This is a genomic window from Achromobacter semiaridum, from assembly GCF_053543755.1.
Genome location: NZ_JBLVOL010000059.1, coordinates 126,884 through 145,000, shown reverse-complemented (window position 1 = coordinate 145,000; position 18,117 = coordinate 126,884). Strand labels below are relative to the sequence as shown.

The window sequence follows — 18,117 nt, the reverse complement described above, 5'->3', positions numbered from 1 at the left end:
CCGACACCATCACCGTGACCGTCAACGACGGCCATGGCGGCACCGCCACGCAAGTGATCACCGTGACGGTGACGGGCACGAATGACGCCCCGACCATCGCGGGCAACGCCACGGGCGCCGTGAAGGAAGACGGCACGCTGACCGCCAATGGCCAACTGACCAAGACGGACATCGACCTCACCGACACGCACACCTGGTCCGTCAGCAACAACGGCGCCGGCACGTATGGCACGTTTGTGGTGGATTCGGGTGGCAAGTGGACCTACACGCTTAATAACACCAGCGCCAGCGTCCAGGGCCTGAAGGAAGGCCAGCAGGTGACCGACACCATCACCGTGACCGTCAACGACGGCCACGGCGGTACGGCGCAGCTGCCTGTCACGGTTACCATCACGGGCACGAACGACGCCCCGGTCATCACCGGCCAGACCTCTGGCACGGTGACCGAGGACTACACCCTGACGACCACCGGCAAGGTGAACGTGGTGGACGCGGACGTCGGCCAAAGCGGCGTCCTGGCGCAGACCAACGTGGTCGGCAAGTACGGCACGTTCTCGATTGACGCCAACGGCAACTGGACCTACACGCTGAACAACAGCTTGGCCGTGGTGCAGAATCTGCCGGCCGGGGCCCTGCTCTCCGAGTCGTTTAATGTGACGGCGGGCGACGGCACGACGGTGCAGCCGATCTCGGTGTCGATCGTCGGCACGAACGATGCGCCGGTTGCCGCGGACAACTCCGCCAATGTAGAGATCGGCGACAGCCACGTCTTCACGCTCTCCGAATTCAACTTCAGCGACGGTGCCGAAGGCAACGCGTTGCAAAGCGTGATCATCTCGCGCTTGCCGACCGACGGCACGCTGACGTTGAACGGCAACCCCGTGGGCCTGAACACCGCTGTCTCGGCAGCGGACATTGCCGCCGGCAAGCTGGTCTTCACGCCGTCGGCCAACGGCCTGGATACCTCGATTGGCTTCCAGGTGCGTGACAACGGCGGCACGGACCACGGTGGCCAGAACACGTCGGGCACGTACAACTTTGTGTTGAACACCAACAACATGGTGACGGGCGAAAACGTCGGCAGCGGCACGGGTACGACGCCGGTGCTGAACGGCGGTTCGGGCGACGACATCATCCTGGGCGACAAGGGCGGTACGGTCGTGACCGTGGAGCCGGGCAAGAACTACAACATTGCCCTGGTCGTGGATACGTCGGGCAGCATGGCTTATGGCCTGAACGGCAGCGAAAACGTCAGCTATGCCAATTCGCGGATGAAGCTCGTCATTGACGCGCTGAAGTCGTTGGCTAACCAGTTGGCGGGACACGACGGAACGGTCAACGTGACGCTGATCGGCTTTGCCGCCCACGCCGGCCAGAACCTGACGCTGCAAAACCTGTCGCAGTCCAACCTGAAGCAACTGACGGACGCCATCGGCAACCTGTCGGCCAATGGCGGAACCAACTACGAGGCTGCGTTCAATACGGCTGTGTCGTGGTTCAACAGCCAGGCTACGGCCGGCAAAACCGCGGCGGCAGGCTACGAAAACGTCACGTTCTTCCTGACCGACGGCGATCCCACGTACTACTACGACCGTTATGGCAACCTTAACGGCACGGGTAGCTCGACCAGCGCCACGACTTTGCAAGAATCGGTCAACGCCTTCGATCCGTTGTCCAAGGTAAGTACCGTGCACGGCATCGGCATCGGCAACGGCGTGAATGCAGACTATCTGCGTCTGTTCGATAACACGGGCGGCGGCGGCACTTCCTACACGACTTTCGGCGACAGCACCGACTATTCCTTGGCCACCTTCGGCAGCGGCAGCAACTCGGGCTTGAATAACATCAGCAACTGGACCACGACCGGTACGGGTTCGCAGTCCGGGTCGGTGTCCAAGACCAACGGCGTACTCAGGCTTGTGGACTTTGCCGGCGGTAGCAGCACCACCGCGACAAACGACACGAAGATCTCCATCGGCGAATTCGGAAAGCTGAGCTTCACGGTTCAAACGTCCAATTTCAGCACGGGCGACCAATTCACCTGGACGTTGCAGCGCTACGATGCCGTCTCCAAGACGTGGGTCGGTGTCGATGGCGGGACGTCGAACTCTGGCTTCAGCAGCACGACGACCATCACATCCAAGATGTTGACGTCCGGCGATTACCGCTTTGTTTATGAAGTGGTGGATGGCACGAACAACAACTCGAATGCAACGGTGAACATCGACAATATCTCGTTGGCAGCCTACGCCGCCAGCCAGGTCGTCGTCGCGCCTGCGGGTCAAGTCGACATCGTGCTGAAGGGTGCGGACCTGGCGGCTGCCCTGCAAGGCGGCAGCTCCAGCACCGACCCGGCCGTGGTGGGTAATGACGTCATCAACGGCGGTGCCGGCAACGACATCATCTTTGGCGACACGATCAATACCGATCACCTTGCCTGGGGGAATGTCGCCGCCGGTTCGCACGATGGTCAGGGCTTGAAGGCGCTGCAAGACTTCCTGGCTTACCAGAATGGTCATGCGGCAACCAGCGCCGAGGTCTATGACTACCTAAAGGCCAACCACGCGCAGTTCAACATTGCGGATGATCCGCGCGGCGGCAACGATACGGTGCACGGCGGCACGGGCGATGACATCATCTACGGCCAGGGCGGCGACGACTCCCTGTACGGCGATGACGGCAACGACATCCTGTACGGTGGCGCCGGCAACGACCTGCTGCATGGCGGTGCGGGCAACGACACGCTGGACGGCGGCGCGGGCAATGACACCCTGATCGGTGGCACGGGCAACGACACGTTGTACGGCGGCCTGGGCAGCGACACGTTCAAGTGGGAGTTGAACGACCAGGGCTCGGTTGGCACCCCGGCCGTCGACACCATCAAGGACTTCTCGGCGGACACCCTGGCCAATGGCGGCGACGTGCTGGACCTGAAGGACCTGCTGATCGGTGAGAAGGACGGCACGCTGACGCAGTTCCTGAACATCCACAAGGAAGGCAACAACACGGTCATCGACATCAACACCAAGGGCCAGATCGCCCAAGGCGCCGACCAGAAGATCGTGCTTGAGAACGTGGACCTGACGGGCAACGGCACCATGAGCAACCAGGCCATCATCAATGACCTGCTGCAAAAAGGTAAGTTGAACGTCGACCACAGCTAAGCCGTAGTCGCGTATGCGCCGGGGGGGACGGCGGGCAACCGCCTTCCCCCCTATATTTTTTTCAGGCGTGCCTTATACGCGCTGGAAAAATGTGAAAATCCGTTTCATGTCTTCGACTCACCGTTTCCGCGGCCTGCGGGGTCTATGCCGGTTGATGTTGCTGTGCCTGGCTTGCGTCTGGGGCGGAAGTTTCGCCCTGGAGGTCAGCTCGGACCGGCTGCAAAGCCTGGCCGCCAGCCGCTACGGCGCCAAGGGCGCGAAATCGGTGGGCAACTGGCTACAGCTGCTTCGCAACCCGCCCCCGCCAGAAGAGCGTGACAAGCTGACGACCGCGAACGATTTCTGGAATCAGTCCCTGCTGTCCGGCGAAGACATCACCCTTTGGAAGCAGGCAGACTACTGGGCCACGCCGCTGGAATCCCTGGGCAGGGGCGCCGGCGATTGCGAAGACTATGTCATCGGCAAGTACTTCACGTTGCTGGCTATGGGCGTGCCCGCCAACAAGCTGCGTTTCATTTACGTCCGCGCGCGCGTGGGCGGACCGGCCAGCAGCAGCCAGGTCGCCCACATGGTGCTGGGCTATTACGACACCCCCAACGCGGTCCCGCTGGTGCTGGACAGCTTGATTTCAACGATCCTGCCGGCCACGCAGCGACGCGACCTGACGCCGGTTTTCAGCTTCAACGCCGACGGCGTCTACGTGGACGGCAAGCCCGCCGCACCGGTTGACCGCCTGAGCCGCTGGCGTGATCTACTTCAACGCATGGAACGGGAAGGCATCCGCCCCTGATGTCCGGAAATAAGACTATGTCCATACTTCGACAGTTACTGCTAAGCGTTACCCTGGCAATCGGCGTGATTTTGCTGGGTACGCTGGCGCTTAGCGTGAATTCGGCGCGGGAATACCTGTCCGGCCAGTTGCAGGTACAGAGCACCGACGCGGCCGTGTCGCTGGCGCTGTCCTTGTCGCAGCCCGCGAACAACGATCCGGTGTTGCAGGAACTGCTGGTGTCGGCGCTGTATGACGGCGGGCATTTCTCGTTGGTGAGGCTGGCGGATCCGGATGGCAAGGTGCTGATCGAACGGCGGTCCACCGCCACGCCGAAGTCGGTGCCGGCATGGTTTCAGAAGCTGGCGCCGCTGGACACGCAACCGGCCAGCCACGCGGTCAGCGACGGCTGGCGTCAGGTGGGCGAAGTGACGCTGATCGCCAACGACTCGTACGCCTGGGAAGCGCTGTGGCGCAGCAGCTTGAAGATGATCGCGCTGGTGGTCGGCGCGGGCGTGCTGTGGGCGGTGTTTGCGTTCGTGCTGGTGGGCTGGATCAAGAACCGCCTGCTGCGCGAAATCAGCGACCACGTGCGCAGCATCGGGCGCGACACGCCGCCCGAACAGGTAGAGGCGCGCGTGCCCGAGTTGTCGGGCGTGGTGCAGGCCTTGAACCAGACGCGCGAGCGGGTCTACGCCAGCGTTGAGGAACAGAACGCCAAGATCGAATCGCTGGAACTGGAACTGAACCAGGACCCGGTCACGCGCCTGCCGAACCGCAAGTATTTCGTGAACGAATTCCGCCGTGCGCTGGAAGCACCGGGCGTGACGGGCGGCCATGTGCTGGTGTTCCGCCAGCGCGACCTGGCCGACCTGAACCGCCATATGCCGCGCGAATTCATCGACCAGTGGCTGCGCGCCGCTTGCGAACGCATCCAGGGTGCCTTGAAGGCGCTGAACGTGTCGGCCCCGTTGCTGGCGCGCTTGAATGGTTCAGACTTTGCATTGCTGCTGCCCGGTTGCGCCGCGCCCCAGGCGATGATGGTTGCCGAACGGCTGCGCACGGATCTGCACTCCACGCGCATTCCGGTGGGCGAAGGGCATTTGTGCCGCTGGGCGCTGGCCATGACGGACTATGGCCAAGGCAGCCAGGCCGGCCCCGTGCTGGCGCGGCTGGACTTTGGCTTGATGCGCGCTGAAAGCGCCAATAGCGATCAAGTGGTGATTGCGGGTGCGACGGACATGCAGTCTCCGTCGGAATCGGGCGAACGGGCGTGGAAGGACGCGATCCTGACCGCGCTGGAAGAGCAGCATTTCGAGCTTGCGACCGAGCATCTGCTAGCCGCCGAGGGCACCGCGCTGCGCACCGAGGCAATGCTGATGCTGCGCACGGCGCCCGACCAGGTCGCCATTCCCGCCACGCTGTTCATCCCGCCGGCGGTACGTCTTGACCTGGTGGCCGACTGCGATCTGGAATCGGTGCGCCTTGGCCTGGACTGGCTGGCGGACAACCCGGGCGAACTGGCGGTGCGCGTGGCGCTGCCGTCGCTACGGGGCCAGAAGTTCTTCCGTCAATTGGCGCTGTTGCTGACCGAACGCCGTCCGCTGGCACATCGCCTGTATCTTGAAATCGACGCGCACGGCTTGGTGGAATGCCACGAGCAGATCGCCACGCTGGCGCGCGTGACCTCGGAGTTTGGCGCGCATATCGGCGTGCGCCGTCTGGCGCAGCAGTTTGGCGCCGTGGCGCAGTTGCATACCCTGCCCTTGTCCTATGTGAAGCTGGGCGGCGGTTTTGTGGGCGGCATGTCGCAAAGCCCGGGCAGCCAGCAGTTGACGGCGTCGGTGCTGGAGACGGCTCGTTCGCTGAACATCGACGTCTACGCCGAGGACGTGCCCGACGCCGAAACGCAGCGCATCCTGGCTGGCCTGGGCATCGCCGTGATGCGCGGCCCGGGCGTCAAGCCCGCAGCCGGCGCGGCACAGGCATAGGCATAGGCATAGGCAAAGGCATAGCCGGTGCCTGCAATAAAATACGCCGCCTGGATCTCCGGGCGGCGTATTTTTTTTCCCGCGATTGCAGGACGATGCGGCTATTTCTTTGCTTGCTGATACAGCGGCAGCACTTGCTGCGCGGCGGCTTGCAGGTCGGTGATGCGAGACTCTGCCGACGGGTGCGTCGACAGGATTTCCGGCGGCGCGTTGCCGCTGCTGGCCGCGCCCATCTTCTGCCACAACGTGACGGCGGCGCGCGGGTCGAAACCAGCTCGGGCCGCAAGTTCGACACCCATGCGGTCGGCCTCGGTTTCGTGGGTACGGCTGTTGGGCAGTGAGAACATCACATCGGTCAGCTGGCCGCCCAGATCGGACGCGGCGCTGGAACCCGTGGCGATGGACAGCACCGACAAGCCCAGGTTCGTGGCCATCTGCTGCGAGACCCGCTCGCGCGCATGTTCGCGCAGCGCGTGGGCGATCTCGTGGCCCAACACCGCCGCAAGCTCGTCGTCGGAGGGCTTGATCTTGGTCAGCAGGCCGGTATAGACGGCGATCTTGCCGCCGGGCATGCACCACGCGTTGATTTCATCGCTGGATATCACATGCTCTTCCCATTTCCAACCCACCGCGTCAGGCCGGAATACACCCGCCTGCGCGATCAGCCGCTGCGAAATGGCGCGCACGCGCGACAGTTGCTGGGCGTCGCGGTCCAACAGGCCCTTGGCCTGCGCCTGCTTGAGGATGTCGGCATATTGCTGGCTGGCTTCCTGCTCCAGCGCCTGGGACGGCACCAGACTGGACATGTACTGCGTACGGTTCACGCCGATGGCGCCGGACTGCGTGGTGTTCATGCCCGTGCAAGCGCCCAGCAGTGCCAAGGCAAGCACAGCGCCGGCGCCGCGCAACAGATGAGGTTTACGTTTCAAGTCGGCCTCCTGGAGTCGATGGCAAGATTGTGGGGATCAAAGCGGGTCGCCGCACTGGCCGCGATGGCGCAGCGCGTGGTCGATGAGCACCAGCGCCAGCATGGCTTCGGCGATGGGCGTGGCGCGAATGCCGACGCACGGATCGTGGCGGCCCAGCGTCTGCACCATGACAGGCTCATTCGCACGATTGACCGAGCGGCGTTCCACGCGAATGCTGGACGTGGGCTTGATGGCCAGCGACACCGTGATCGGCTGGCCCGTTGAAATACCGCCCAGCACGCCGCCCGCGTGGTTGGTCAGGAAGCCATCGGGCGTGATCTCGTCGCCGTGCTCGGAACCGCGCTGGGCGATGCAGTCAAAGCCCGCGCCGATGGAAACGCCCTTCACGGCGTTCAGGCCCATCATCACGTGCGCGATGTCGGCATCCAGGCGGTCGTAGATGGGTTCGCCCCAGCCGGCTGGCAGGTTCTCCGCGACGACTTCAATGCGCGCGCCGACGGAATCCCCATCGCGGCGCAATTGGTCCATATAGGCTTCAAGTTCCGGCACGACCTGCGCGTTGGGCGCGTAGAAGGGGTTGTTGGGCACCTCGTCCCAGGACTCGAACGGAATCGCGATGGGCCCCAGCTGGCTCATGTAGCCGCGCACCTTCACGCCATATTGTTCGGCCAGCCATTTCTTGGCGATGGCGCCGGCCGCCACTGTGGGCGCCGTCAGGCGGGCCGACGAACGGCCGCCGCCGCGCGGATCGCGCACGCCGAATTTGCGCCAGTAGGCGTAATCGGCATGGCCCGGCCGAAATGTGTCGGCAATGTTTGAGTAGTCTTTGCTGCGTGCGTCCGTGTTGCGGATCAGCAGACCGATGGGGGTCCCGGTGGTGACGCCTTCGTATACGCCCGACAGGATTTCAACCTGGTCGGCTTCCTGGCGCTGCGTGACGTGACGCGACGTGCCAGGGCGGCGGCGATCCAGTTCAAGCTGGATATCGGCGGCGTCCAGGCTCAGCCCCGGGGGACAGCCATCCACGACGCAACCGATGGCCGGCCCGTGGGATTCGCCGAAATTCGTGACGGTAAAAAGGGTACCTAGGGTATTGCCGGGCATAGGGAGTCAACAGGTCGGGTTTGCAAGCAACCCCGATTATGACACCGCCGAGGCCAAAGCCTGGATTTCCGAGGCGGGAGCGGGCCGCCCCAAGAGGAAGCCCTGCATCACCCGGCAGCCCAGCGACTTCAAGATTTCGCGCTGGCCTTCGGTCTCCACGCCTTCGGCCACAACTGGCAGACGCATCGCCTGACACAAGCCGAAAAGGGCGGAGACCACCTCGCGGCTGCCGGCGTCGGACTCCAGCGCGGAAATGAAGCTGCGATCGATCTTGACCCAGTCGATGGGCAGATGGCGCAGATGGTTCAGGCTGGAATAGCCACAGCCAAAATCATCCAGCGCAATGCCGATGCCCTGTGCGCGCAGCGTGTTCAGCATCTTCACGTGCCGCTCGTAGTGCAGGATGAAAATTGACTCGGTGATTTCCAATACCAGTTTGCTGGGCGACAACTGCGTGGCCTTCAGCACGTCGGCAATCAACTGCACCAGTCCGTCTTCATTCATCTGCTTGACGGACAGATTCACATGCACGCGCCATGCCGGCGGCCACAGGGCGGCCTGCGAGCAGGCGCGTTCCAGGATCCAGGCGCCCAGCGGAACAATCAGGCCGCTGCGCTCGGCCAGCTCGATGGTGACGGCGGGCGACACGCTGCCCAACGTGGGGTGATGCCAGCGCAACAAGGCCTCGCAACCCTGCACGACGCCGGAGCCGCTATCGCAAACCGGCTGGTAGAAAAGCTCGAACTGTTCCATGGCCGGCGTGGTCAAGGCCAGGCGCAGATCGTTTTCCAGGCCCTGCTCATCGCGATGCCGCGCCAGCAGGCGGAAGTCAAACAGGTTCCAGCCCGGTCCACCGCGCTCTTTGAGCGACACCATGGCAACCTGCACGCAGCGTTGCAGTTCTTCGACCGTGCGGCCATGCTCGGGATACAGCGCCGCGCCTACCCTGAAGACCGCTATCAAGGTCCGCCCACCCAGCGCGTAGGGTTCGCTAAGGTCTTCCAGCAGCTTGGCAGACACCTGTGCGGCGCCCACTTCGTCCACCTCGGGCACGCATATGGTGAATGAATCGGTACCGCTTCGGGCCACCATGCCGCCCAGCGTCCGGCTGATCAGGCTTAAGCGATCGGCAACCAGCACCAGCAGCGCCTGGTCTTCGCCGGCACGCAGCATGGCGCTTATCTCGGCGTATTGTTCAAAACTGACAAGAAAAAAAGCGCCTCGGCGCGCGGGCCCCTCTTTTTGCGTCAACCAGGCGCGGGCACGTCGATGCAATTCCTGCTGACTCAACACGCCGGTCAACTCGTCGCGCGTCAGCCGCCGACGGAGGGCGCGTTCCCTGCGCACGAAGAACAGACTGATCGCCGCCAAAGCGCCTGCAAGCGTCAGACACAGTGCGAGCAGGTAACTCTCACGCACGGAGCCCCCTATCTGGAAACCCTTGACGTTGCGGTCCAGCAGGAAACCCAAGGGTTGTAACATTTTTTAAGTTATGCATTATTTTCGCAAAAAAACGCCACACTTCGAAGGCAACGCGCCTCTTTTCCTTGTGTTTCGAAGGTTCTTCGGATGCTCGCGGAGGGTCATGTGGGTCCTTGGATACCGTTAACCGGGCGGTCCATAGACCCATGCCCTACCCTTACTACGACAGGCAAAGCCCAAAAATTAATACGTGGTGTCTCAATAGTTCTCAACAAGACGATTATCACGATCGAAATAATTGCACAGCTTGTCTGACGTTGCGCCTAATTTCGTAATATTCTGTACGTTCTGTGACATGCCGAATTACAGTGTAAGCGGCGTCGCTGAGGTATTAGTAACGTGTGTCACGTTTCTTATCCAGCTTTTTTCGCGGCGGGCACGCTCCTTGCCCGGCGCCCCCTTTACCCGGGCGGCCCTGTAGTCTTGGTTGCTTGCTGCCCCGCGAAGGGAATTGACCGACATGTCGACATTACGCCGATTACTTTTCTGCACTGCTCTGCTGGTCGGCTTCATCCTGCTTGGCGCCCAGGCGCTGGGGATGGTCGCTGCCCATCGCTATCTAAATACGCAACTTGCCCAACAGAGCGAAGGCGGCGCAAGCGCGTTGTCGTGGGCATTGGCACACGCCTCGTCCCGCCCCGAGGAACGCGCGGCGCTGGCGGACGACCTATTCGGACAGGGCCTGTATTCCATGGTGCGCATCGCCGATGAAGGCGGCGTCACGGTGCTGGAACGGCACAAGGCCGCAGCGGCCGGGCGCGACAGCGCCTGGCGCACGGCGTGGCTGAACGTCCAGGCGCCCGCCGTGTCGCGCCCCTACGCGTCGATGGACGGCGGCACGCGCGGCACCGTAACGGTGCAGGCCGACGCGCGGTTGGCGCGCGACACCCTCTGGCAAGGCGGGGTACGCGTGCTGGGACTGGTGCTGGCTGCCGGCGTGTTCTGGTCGCTGTTTGCGTTCAATCTGGTGCGCTGGATCGAAACACGCACCTCGCGCGACATTTGCGAACGCGTGCGCGCGTTGGCGCCGGGCAGCAGCGCCCCGCCCGTCGGGTCTTGCGAGCTGGCCGGGGTAGATCAGGCGTTTGTCGACGCCCAGCGCCGCGTGGCCGCGACCGTCGAGGAACAGAACGCAAAGATCGAATCGCTGCAAAGCGAGATTTACCGGGATCCCATCACCCGTTTGTCCAACCGCAAGCACTTCATCGACCTGTTCCGCGCAGCGCTGGCGGACCGGTCCACCGATGCGGGCGGCCACCTCCTGATGTTTCGCCAGCGAGACCTGGCGCAGATCAACCGCCATTTGTCGCGGGCGTTCACGGACCAATGGCTGCGGTCCTCGTCCGATCGCCTGCGCAAACTGGTGGCGGAATTTGGCGGGCCGTCGGCGCAGTTGGCCAGGATCAGCGGGTCGGATTTTGCGTTGTTGCTGCCGTGCACCTCGGCGCCGCAGGCCAGCGTGCTGGCTGAGCGCGTACGTCATGAACTGCGCGCGCTGCGCGTTCCCATGGACAAATTCGGATGGTGCCGGTGGGCGCTGGCGATGGCCGCTTTCGCCCCCGGCGACAACATGAGCGATACGCTGGCCCGTCTTGACCACGCGCTGATGTGCGCGGAAAGCGCCGACGACGACCAAATCACGCCCGCCAGCCAGACGGCCGACAGTACGCGCATCGGCGAGTTCAGCTGGCACGACGCCCTGGTCACTGCCCTGGAGCAACACCGGTTTTCGTTGTCGGTGATGCCGCTGCACGCCGTGACAGGCGAATTGCTGCATCACGAGGCCAGCCTGACGCTGCATGACACCACGGACGGAGACCCGGTCCCCGCCTCGATCTTCATGCCGCCGGCGGTGCGGCTTGGCCTGTCGGCCGAGTGCGACATCCAGGCGATCCGCCTGGGGTTGGACTGGCTGTTCACCCGATCCGCCGCGCTGACGGTGCCGGTGTCCCTGGCGTCATTGACCCAAACCTCTTTCCTGTCCCGGCTTGAACGCATGTTGGCGGATCGCCCCGCGTTGACCGGACGGCTGATCATCGAGGTGGACGCCGATGGCCTGATCGAACAAGCCGGCGACCTGCGCCAGCTGTGCCGCATCGTTACCGCGGCGGGCGCCCGCGTCGGCCTGTCCAGGCTGTCGCAGCAATTCGGCGCGATGGAACGGCTGCACGAATTTCCCGTGTCCTATTTGAAATTGTGCGGCAGCTTCATTACCGGATTACGCCATAGCCCGGGTAGCCAGCACCTGGCCGCCACCGTCATGGCCACGGCGGCAACGCTGGACATGGCCGTATACGCCGAAGACGTTCCCGATTCCGCCACCCAGGTCATCCTGGAAGACCTGGGCGTCCGCGCGATACGTGGGGCTGTCGTAAACTTCGCCCATGCGCACGAGCTGGCGCCGGATCACCAATGGGTTACTAGTTGAAGGAAGGATTGTTTCTTCGCATCCGCGGCCTTTTCGGCGCACGAGGTGGACGGCGCGCCACGCCAAGATCGCAAGCCCGGTTATCGCAACCAGGGCTATTGCTGGCGTGTGGTTTTTTCTTGCCCGCCGTCGCGCGGGCATACGGTGTATCTGCCCCGGTTGAAGGATTACAGCTTGGCCTGACGGCGGGCGTGGCCATTGCGTGCGGCTTGGCGTGCGCGCTTGTATGGGCATGCGCCCGCGCGTCGATTTACGGCGCTGGCCTGGCCTTTGTGGCACTGGAAGGCGTGTTTCGCACCTTGCCCACATTGCTGCCCCCGGGCGCCCTGCAAGCCGGCTCTTACGCGGCGTTGCTGGCCGTGACGGCGCCGTTGCTTTCGGGTACCGGCGTGGGCAGGCCCAGAAGCATCGCGACCGCATGCCGGGCTTTGAGCATGGCGCTGGCCGCCGTGGCGGCATTGGCGCTGATATTCGTCTACGAAACCGAAGACGGGCTGATTCCAACCTTGATCGCGGGACTGGGCGCCGCCATTAGCGCAGGCCTGACCATCTGGTTCGCCGTCCAGGCCGCAACGAAAAAAACCGGCCCCGCACTGGCGCTGACCTTGGCTTGCATTCATGCCACAACGGCGTGGATGCTGGGCCGCGAAGCCTGGCTATCGAGCGGCGCCGACGCGTCCGGTTCTCTGATCGAAGTGGCGCGGTTGTTGCTGGTGACCGGCGCCCTGCTCGGCTTGGCGCTGATGGGCCAACGTCATGGAAGCGCCGGCGACCGCCGGACACAGCAAGACCACGCGGATGCCGAACATGTTGCCCAGGGGGAACTGCGAGTGGCGGAACTGGCCGGCGCGCTGGACACGCAACGCCAGATGAACGCGTTGATTTCGCACGAATTGCGCGCGCCGCTGGCCACCATCAGCGCAGCCGCGCAATCGCTGGACATGATCCTTTCCGACAGCGGTGAAGCGGTCGACACGCGCCTGGCTCGCATCCATCGGTCCGTTTCGCGGATGACGGAATTGATGGACCAGTTGCTGAACCAGGACCGCCTGGGCGACCAGGCCTGGACGCCCCGGGGCGAGCACACGGATCTGGCGGAGTTGGCACGCGATGTGGTGACGGCGATGCGGCCGGACACCGCGCACGCGCTGCTGCTGCATGCCGACGGCCGCTTGCCGGTGTTCTGCGACCGCCCGCTGACCAGCGTGGTCGTGCGCAACCTGATCCACAACGCGATCAAGTATTCACCGGCCAATGAGCCGGTCAGGATTGAAGTGGGTCAGATACGTGAAGGGGATGCGCCGATGGCGTGGCTGGCGGTGGTGGACCGCGGCCCGGGCATCGAAGAACAGGACCAGCCCCGCGTGTTTGAACCGCACTTCCGGCGTTCCGCACATCGGGAAACGCAAGGCATGGGCATCGGGCTGTATCTGGCGCGACGCATTTGCCAGAACCAGGGCGGCTCGCTGACCCTGCACAGCAAGGTGGGCGTGGGGACGCGCTTTGTGATCACCCTGCCCGTCAATGCACCCGGAGAACCGGGCGCGGATCAGGCGGCGAAAACGTAACCCTGCCCGCGCACCGACAACACCGGCAACTTCAGGCCTGCGCTTTGCGCCTTGGCGCGCAGCCGGCTGACCAGTACGTCAATACGGCGCAATTCAAAACCGCCGGGGCTTTCGGGCAAAAACAGTTCCGCCAGCACCTGACGGCTGACGGCATTGCCTGCCGCATCCATCAGGGCCATCAAAAACGTCCGCTCTTGGGCACTTAGGTGCAGCGACGCGCCGTCCGGGGCCACCAGGATCCAGCCCCCGTCTTGCAAGGACCAGGTGCTGTCGGCCGAGGCACGGGTTTCGGCATCGGCGGGCCGTGGGGCCTTGGCCAGCCGCATGCGTCGCGCCAGGCTGCGAATCACGGAACTGAGTTCAAGCAGGTCGACCGGCTTGGTCATGTAGACATCGGCGCCACCTTCGAGCCCGCGCACGCGGTCTTCAAGCGCGCTGCGGCCGGTCAGCATGACAATGCCCACGGGACTCAAGGCTCGTAAACGGGTCGCAACCGAAAAGCCGTCTTCGCCAGGAAGATGCGCATCCAGGATGACAATGTCGCACGGCTGTTCCTGCAATCGACGATAGAACGCCGCAGCATTGTCACAAGCAAACGCTACCCGAAAACCATAGCCGCCCAAGCCTAACGCCAACTCCTCGCGGAAGTCAGCGTCATCCTCAAGCAGACCGATACATAGCAAACCATCTGCGCCAGGCATATTCAGAGTGCTTTATATTGAAAATTGTCGACAAATGCCCCATGGATGCGGTATGCGATCCTGAGTGTCCCGCAGGCGACAATCTTACGAGATTTACAATGGAAACGAATGATTGCAGCGAAAAAAAGCGTGATATTTCGCTCTCTATCATCGCTTTTTCGCGTAAATCGCAGGAAAACGCCGCCCGCCGCCGCCGGCATTTGTGCGATTCGGAAATAATTCGCGTCAGGACGAGCAGCTGACTTCCAAACTTCCCGCCCAATCCGGGGGCAGTGCCGCGTAGCGCTCGTACCCGGCCTGCACCGTGTACGGATCGCGCAGCAGCTTCATCAATGTGTCGATTTCGCTGGCGTCGCCCTTCTTCGCCGCCCTGATCGCCTCTTCAGCCAGGTGATTTCGCAGCACATATAGCGGGTTGACGCGGTTCATGCCGTCGGCAACTTCCTGCGCCGGGCGGCCCTCTTGTGCGTGACGCGCCAGCAGGCGGTCCAGCCACGCGGCGGCGGCCGGGCGGTCGATAAACAGGTCCTGGAAGCCGCTGCGCTGGCCCAGCACCGCGTCCGCCAGTCGGCGCCACGACAAAGTGAAGTCGGCTTGATTGGCGTCCATCAGTTTGAGCAGGTCGTCCAGCAGGGGCTCGTCGGCGGCTTGCCAAGCCGCCAATCCCAGTTTGGCGCCCATGCGGTCATGGAAAGCGCGGGTGAAAACCGCCTCGAATTCGTCCAGCACCGCGCGCAAGGGCTCTACGTCTTGCACCAGCGCGTGCAGGCTTCCGCCCAGACGGTACAGGTTCCACAGTGCCACCGAGGGCTGACGATTCCACGAATAACGCCCTTCCGAGTCGGAATGGTTGCAGACGTGCCCCAGACGGAAACCGTCCATGAACCCATAGGGGCCGTAGTCCAGGGTCAAGCCCAGGATGGACATGTTGTCGGTGTTCATCACGCCATGGCAAAAACCCACGGCCTGCCAATCCGCCATCAGCCGGGCCGTGCGGTGTGTGACGGCACGCAGCAGATTCAGGTACGGGGCAATTTCGGCCTGTGCCGGATCGGCCGAAGCTTCGCGGCATTCAGGGTAAAAACGGTCGATCACGTAGTCGGCCAGCGTCTTGAGCAGCTCGGGCTGGCGGCGTGACGACCAATGTTCAAAGGAACCGAATCGCACGAAGCTGGGAGACATCCGGGTAACGATCGCGGCCGTCTCGACGGTTTCCCGCATGACCGGATCGTCCGATGTCACCAACGCCAGTGCCCGCGTCGTGGGGATGCCCAAGCCGTGCATCGCCTCGCTGGCCAGGTATTCGCGCACCGAGGATCGCAGCACGGCACGGCCGTCGCCCATGCGGGAATAAGGGGTCATCCCGGCGCCTTTCAGCTGCAATTCCCAGCCGCCGTCCGGCCCTTGGACTTCGCCCAGCAGGTGTGCGCGGCCATCGCCCAACTGGCCTGCCCACACGCCAAACTGGTGGCCGCTGTAGACCGCCGCCAAGGTTTCGCCGCCCGGCAACGGAGCGCGGCCGGAGAACACTTCGAGGAATTCCGGCGTATCCAACGCGGCAGGGTCCAGGCCGATCAACGCCGCGGCGTCCGCATTGGCGTGCAACAGCCGGGGGTTGTTCAGGCCTTGCGGCGCCAGGCGGGTGTAGAAAGCAGCGGGCAACGCGGCAAAGCTGTTGACCGCCTGAAGTTCGGTAAGAGATCTGGCATTCATGCGCGTTGGCTCCTGGCGGCGCGCTTGGCGGGCCGCACATAGAAAATGGCGCTAAGGAAAAATACAGCCGAAAGAACGATTTCACCCCACGCCATCAGGACGGAAAGCGGCGCCGGATCCGACATCGCCCGCACCACGCCTTCCATCAGATACAGCAGCGACAACATGGACGCCCACTGATAGGTGTAGAGGTTGCCGCGCAAAATGCCGCGCAGTGGAAAGGCCAGTGGCAAGGCCTTCAGCAGCATCCACGAACCGCCCGGACGCAGCGGCGCCACCACCGTTTCCCAGGTGATGCACAAGACGATCAAAGCGAACAATGACGCCGAAGCCAGCAGGCGTAGACGGGGGTTGAGTTCGGGATTCATGCTGCTATTATCGCCTGATGAATCGCCCCGCCGAGCCCGGCGCCGCTACGCCGGTGGCCCCCGAACCCTCGACCGCGCGCTCTTCATGGGTAGCAAGGGCCGGACGCGTCTTCCGGTTCACGTTGCAACGCGCCGGCGAAGAAAAGCTGCTGCAGGTTGCCTCCAGCCTCACCTTCACGACGGTGCTGGCCATCGTGCCCATGCTGGCAGTGGTGCTTTCCCTGTTCACCGCCTTCCCGGTGTTCCAGGAGTTTCGTGTCGCCCTTGAAGACTTCCTGACCAACAGCTTGATGCCCCCGTCCGTCTCGGACAACATCATGGAATACCTGAACCAGTTCGCACGCCAGGCGTCTCGCCTGACGGCGATCGGCGGCGCATTCCTGCTGGTGACTTCCCTGCTGCTGATCATGACGATCGACCAGGCTTTTAACGACATCTGGCATGTGTCCCGCCAGCGGCCCTTGCCGCAGCGGGCGCTGGTGTATTGGGCCATCATCACGCTGGGTCCCGTGCTGGCGGGCGCCAGCCTGTGGGCGACCTCGTTCGTGGCGCGCGAATCGCTGGGGCTGGTTCGGGACGTGCCGGAAGTCGTCAGCGTCATCGTTTCTTTTGTCCCGCTTGTCCTGACAGGGCTGGGCTTTGCGGCGCTGTTTGTCGTCGTGCCGAACCGCGACGTGCTGTGGCGCGACGCGTTGGTCGGCGGCGGCGTGACAGCGGTTGCGCTGGAAATCATGAAGTCGGGTTTCGCCTATTACCTGACCCGGTTTCCCACCTACACGGTCATTTACGGCGCATTCGCGACGCTTCCCATCTTCCTGTTGTGGATCTACCTGTCGTGGCTGGCCGTATTGCTGGGCGCCACCCTGGCCTCAAGCGCACCCCTGATCCGATTGGGCCGCTGGGAAATCAACCGCTACCCCGGCGCGCAATTCGTCGACGCCCTGGATGCGCTGCGCGCGTTGCGCCGTGTGCAGTCCGCCAACCCGCCTGGCCTGCCCGCCAATGCGCTGGCGTCCCAGTTGCGGTTGCATCAGGATGAACTGAACGAGGTGTTGGAAACGCTAAGCGCGATGGGCCTGGCCACCCGCAGCCCAGACGATCACTGGGTGTTGACCTGCGACGCGCGCGAGACGTCGATGGCGCCCGTGGTCGATAATTTCCTGCTGGACCGCAGCCAGCCCCGGGTCCGGAACGACCCGGAAATTCTGCGAGTCGCTTCGGCCGTTATTTCGCAGCAAAATACGCCCACGCTGGAAGAACTGTGCGGAGAAGCGCAGAATACCGAAAATGGAATCGCTCCCTTATTGCAATTGGAAGCGAACAAGAAATAGCAAAGCATCAGGGCGTAGTCCGCCCGGGAGGAACCGATGTTGAAGGTCAGCGAGATTTTGCGCGTCAAGGGCGATACGCTCTATACGGCGTCGCCAGACATGCCTGTGTCCCAGGCTGTGCAAACCATGAGCGAGCAGGATATAGGCTCGCTTGTCATCATGGAATTCGGCACGCTGACCGGCATGCTCACGTTCCGAGAGATCATCCGCCACATGCACGCGCACGGCGGGGCCGGCGAAACCACGATTCGATCGATCATGGACGATGCACCGGTCAGCGTTTCGCCCAATACCAGCGCCGATGAAGTGCAGCGCCTGATGCTGGAAAAGCATGCGCGGTACATCCCGGTCATGGACGGCCCGACGCTGATGGGCGTGATTTCGTTCTACGACATGGCGCAGGCGATCGTCGCGGCGCAGCAGTTCGAAAACAACATGCTGAAGGCCTATATCCGCGACTGGCCGGCTGAAACCGCCGAACCGGCAAAGTCCTGAACGTTCTGATCAGACCGGGGTTCAGGCCGCGCTAGCCGTCTGCCCCAGGTCAACGCTATACCCCTGCCGGCGCC

13 protein-coding genes are annotated in these 18,117 nt (G+C 63.4%); 7 read left to right on the top strand and 6 right to left on the bottom strand.

Annotation, left to right across the window (positions count from 1 at the left end; translation table 11 throughout):
- From ACNPP0_RS17310 to ACNPP0_RS17300, 3 genes are all read left to right on the top strand, one after another.
- On the top strand, positions 1 to 3,164 hold a 3,164-nt coding region (locus ACNPP0_RS17310; protein WP_448706546.1), incomplete at its 5' end, for a VCBS domain-containing protein.
- 106 nt (positions 3,165 to 3,270) lie between these two features.
- Positions 3,271 to 3,954, top strand: coding sequence for a transglutaminase-like cysteine peptidase (locus ACNPP0_RS17305; protein WP_332613333.1), 684 nt, complete (start codon positions 3,271 to 3,273; stop codon positions 3,952 to 3,954).
- Positions 3,955 to 3,971: 17 nt separating this feature from the next.
- Positions 3,972 to 5,924, top strand: coding sequence for a bifunctional diguanylate cyclase/phosphodiesterase (locus tag ACNPP0_RS17300; RefSeq protein ID WP_332613334.1), 1,953 nt, complete (start codon positions 3,972 to 3,974; stop codon positions 5,922 to 5,924).
- Between the two features lie 101 nt (positions 5,925 to 6,025).
- Here ACNPP0_RS17300 and ACNPP0_RS17295 read toward each other — a convergent pair whose 3' ends face one another.
- The 3 genes from ACNPP0_RS17295 to ACNPP0_RS17285 are packed head-to-tail and all read right to left on the bottom strand — an operon-like array spanning position 6,026 to position 9,376.
- Complete coding sequence (locus tag ACNPP0_RS17295; protein WP_332613335.1) at positions 6,026 to 6,853, bottom strand: M48 family metallopeptidase; 828 nt, start codon at positions 6,851 to 6,853, stop codon at positions 6,026 to 6,028.
- A 36-nt stretch (positions 6,854 to 6,889) separates the two neighbouring features.
- Positions 6,890 to 7,957 carry a chorismate synthase gene (aroC, locus tag ACNPP0_RS17290; protein WP_448706545.1) on the bottom strand — a complete coding sequence of 356 codons (1,068 nt, stop codon included), beginning with the start codon at positions 7,955 to 7,957 and terminating at the stop codon, positions 6,890 to 6,892.
- A 36-nt stretch (positions 7,958 to 7,993) separates the two neighbouring features.
- Entirely contained in the window at positions 7,994 to 9,376 is a 1,383-nt protein-coding gene (locus ACNPP0_RS17285; protein WP_332613432.1) for a putative bifunctional diguanylate cyclase/phosphodiesterase, read from the bottom strand.
- Between the two features lie 523 nt (positions 9,377 to 9,899).
- Between ACNPP0_RS17285 and ACNPP0_RS17280 the strand changes: the two genes are divergently transcribed.
- Positions 9,900 to 11,867, top strand: a complete 1,968-nt coding sequence (locus ACNPP0_RS17280) for an EAL domain-containing protein (protein ID WP_332613337.1) — start codon at positions 9,900 to 9,902, stop codon at positions 11,865 to 11,867.
- A gap of 272 nt (positions 11,868 to 12,139) precedes the next feature.
- Positions 12,140 to 13,435: a sensor histidine kinase gene (locus tag ACNPP0_RS17275; RefSeq protein ID WP_448706544.1), complete on the top strand. Its 1,296-nt coding sequence runs from the start codon at positions 12,140 to 12,142 to the stop codon at positions 13,433 to 13,435.
- Here ACNPP0_RS17275 and ACNPP0_RS17270 read toward each other — a convergent pair.
- The 3 genes from ACNPP0_RS17270 to ACNPP0_RS17260 all read right to left on the bottom strand — a co-directional run bounded on the left by ACNPP0_RS17270 (position 13,417) and on the right by ACNPP0_RS17260 (position 16,217).
- A complete protein-coding gene (locus ACNPP0_RS17270) occupies positions 13,417 to 14,136 on the bottom strand; it encodes a response regulator transcription factor (protein ID WP_006218682.1) in 720 nt (239 codons plus the stop codon). The two genes, ACNPP0_RS17275 and ACNPP0_RS17270, sit on opposite strands and share 19 nt — an antisense overlap.
- Before the next feature lie 225 nt (positions 14,137 to 14,361).
- On the bottom strand, positions 14,362 to 15,849 hold the full coding sequence (locus tag ACNPP0_RS17265; RefSeq protein ID WP_448706543.1) for a protein adenylyltransferase SelO: 1,488 nt from the start codon (positions 15,847 to 15,849) through the stop codon (positions 14,362 to 14,364).
- Positions 15,846 to 16,217 carry a DUF2069 domain-containing protein gene (locus ACNPP0_RS17260; protein WP_332613340.1) on the bottom strand — a complete coding sequence of 124 codons (372 nt, stop codon included), beginning with the start codon at positions 16,215 to 16,217 and terminating at the stop codon, positions 15,846 to 15,848. Before ACNPP0_RS17260 ends, ACNPP0_RS17265 begins: the two co-directional genes overlap by 4 nt.
- A gap of 17 nt (positions 16,218 to 16,234) precedes the next feature.
- On the opposite strand from ACNPP0_RS17260, the gene ACNPP0_RS17255 reads away from it, so the two are divergent.
- Together ACNPP0_RS17255 and ACNPP0_RS17250 are read left to right on the top strand one after the other, a co-directional pair.
- The gene (locus ACNPP0_RS17255; RefSeq protein ID WP_332613341.1) at positions 16,235 to 17,548 is read left to right on the top strand and encodes a YihY family inner membrane protein; all 1,314 of its coding nucleotides are present in this window, start codon (positions 16,235 to 16,237) and stop codon (positions 17,546 to 17,548) included.
- A gap of 36 nt (positions 17,549 to 17,584) precedes the next feature.
- Positions 17,585 to 18,043 (top strand): CBS domain-containing protein, encoded by a 459-nt coding sequence (locus tag ACNPP0_RS17250; protein WP_006218678.1) that lies wholly within the window; start codon positions 17,585 to 17,587, stop codon positions 18,041 to 18,043.
- Positions 18,044 to 18,117: the final 74 nt, after the last annotated feature.

Excerpts from the sequence above, each read along its gene's own strand:
- ACNPP0_RS17305 (WP_332613333.1), top strand. The coding sequence starts at position 3,271 with ATGTCTTCGACTCACCGTTTCCGCGGCCTGCGGGGTCTATGCCGGTTG.
- ACNPP0_RS17300 (WP_332613334.1), top strand. The coding sequence starts at position 3,972 with ATGTCCATACTTCGACAGTTACTGCTAAGCGTTACCCTGGCAATCGGC.
- aroC (WP_448706545.1), bottom strand. The coding sequence starts at position 7,957 with ATGCCCGGCAATACCCTAGGTACCCTTTTTACCGTCACGAATTTCGGC.
- ACNPP0_RS17280 (WP_332613337.1), top strand. The coding sequence starts at position 9,900 with ATGTCGACATTACGCCGATTACTTTTCTGCACTGCTCTGCTGGTCGGC.
- ACNPP0_RS17270 (WP_006218682.1), bottom strand. The coding sequence starts at position 14,136 with ATGCCTGGCGCAGATGGTTTGCTATGTATCGGTCTGCTTGAGGATGAC.
- ACNPP0_RS17265 (WP_448706543.1), bottom strand. The coding sequence starts at position 15,849 with ATGAATGCCAGATCTCTTACCGAACTTCAGGCGGTCAACAGCTTTGCC.
- ACNPP0_RS17260 (WP_332613340.1), bottom strand. The coding sequence starts at position 16,217 with ATGAATCCCGAACTCAACCCCCGTCTACGCCTGCTGGCTTCGGCGTCA.
- ACNPP0_RS17255 (WP_332613341.1), top strand. The coding sequence starts at position 16,235 with ATGAATCGCCCCGCCGAGCCCGGCGCCGCTACGCCGGTGGCCCCCGAA.
- ACNPP0_RS17250 (WP_006218678.1), top strand. The coding sequence starts at position 17,585 with ATGTTGAAGGTCAGCGAGATTTTGCGCGTCAAGGGCGATACGCTCTAT.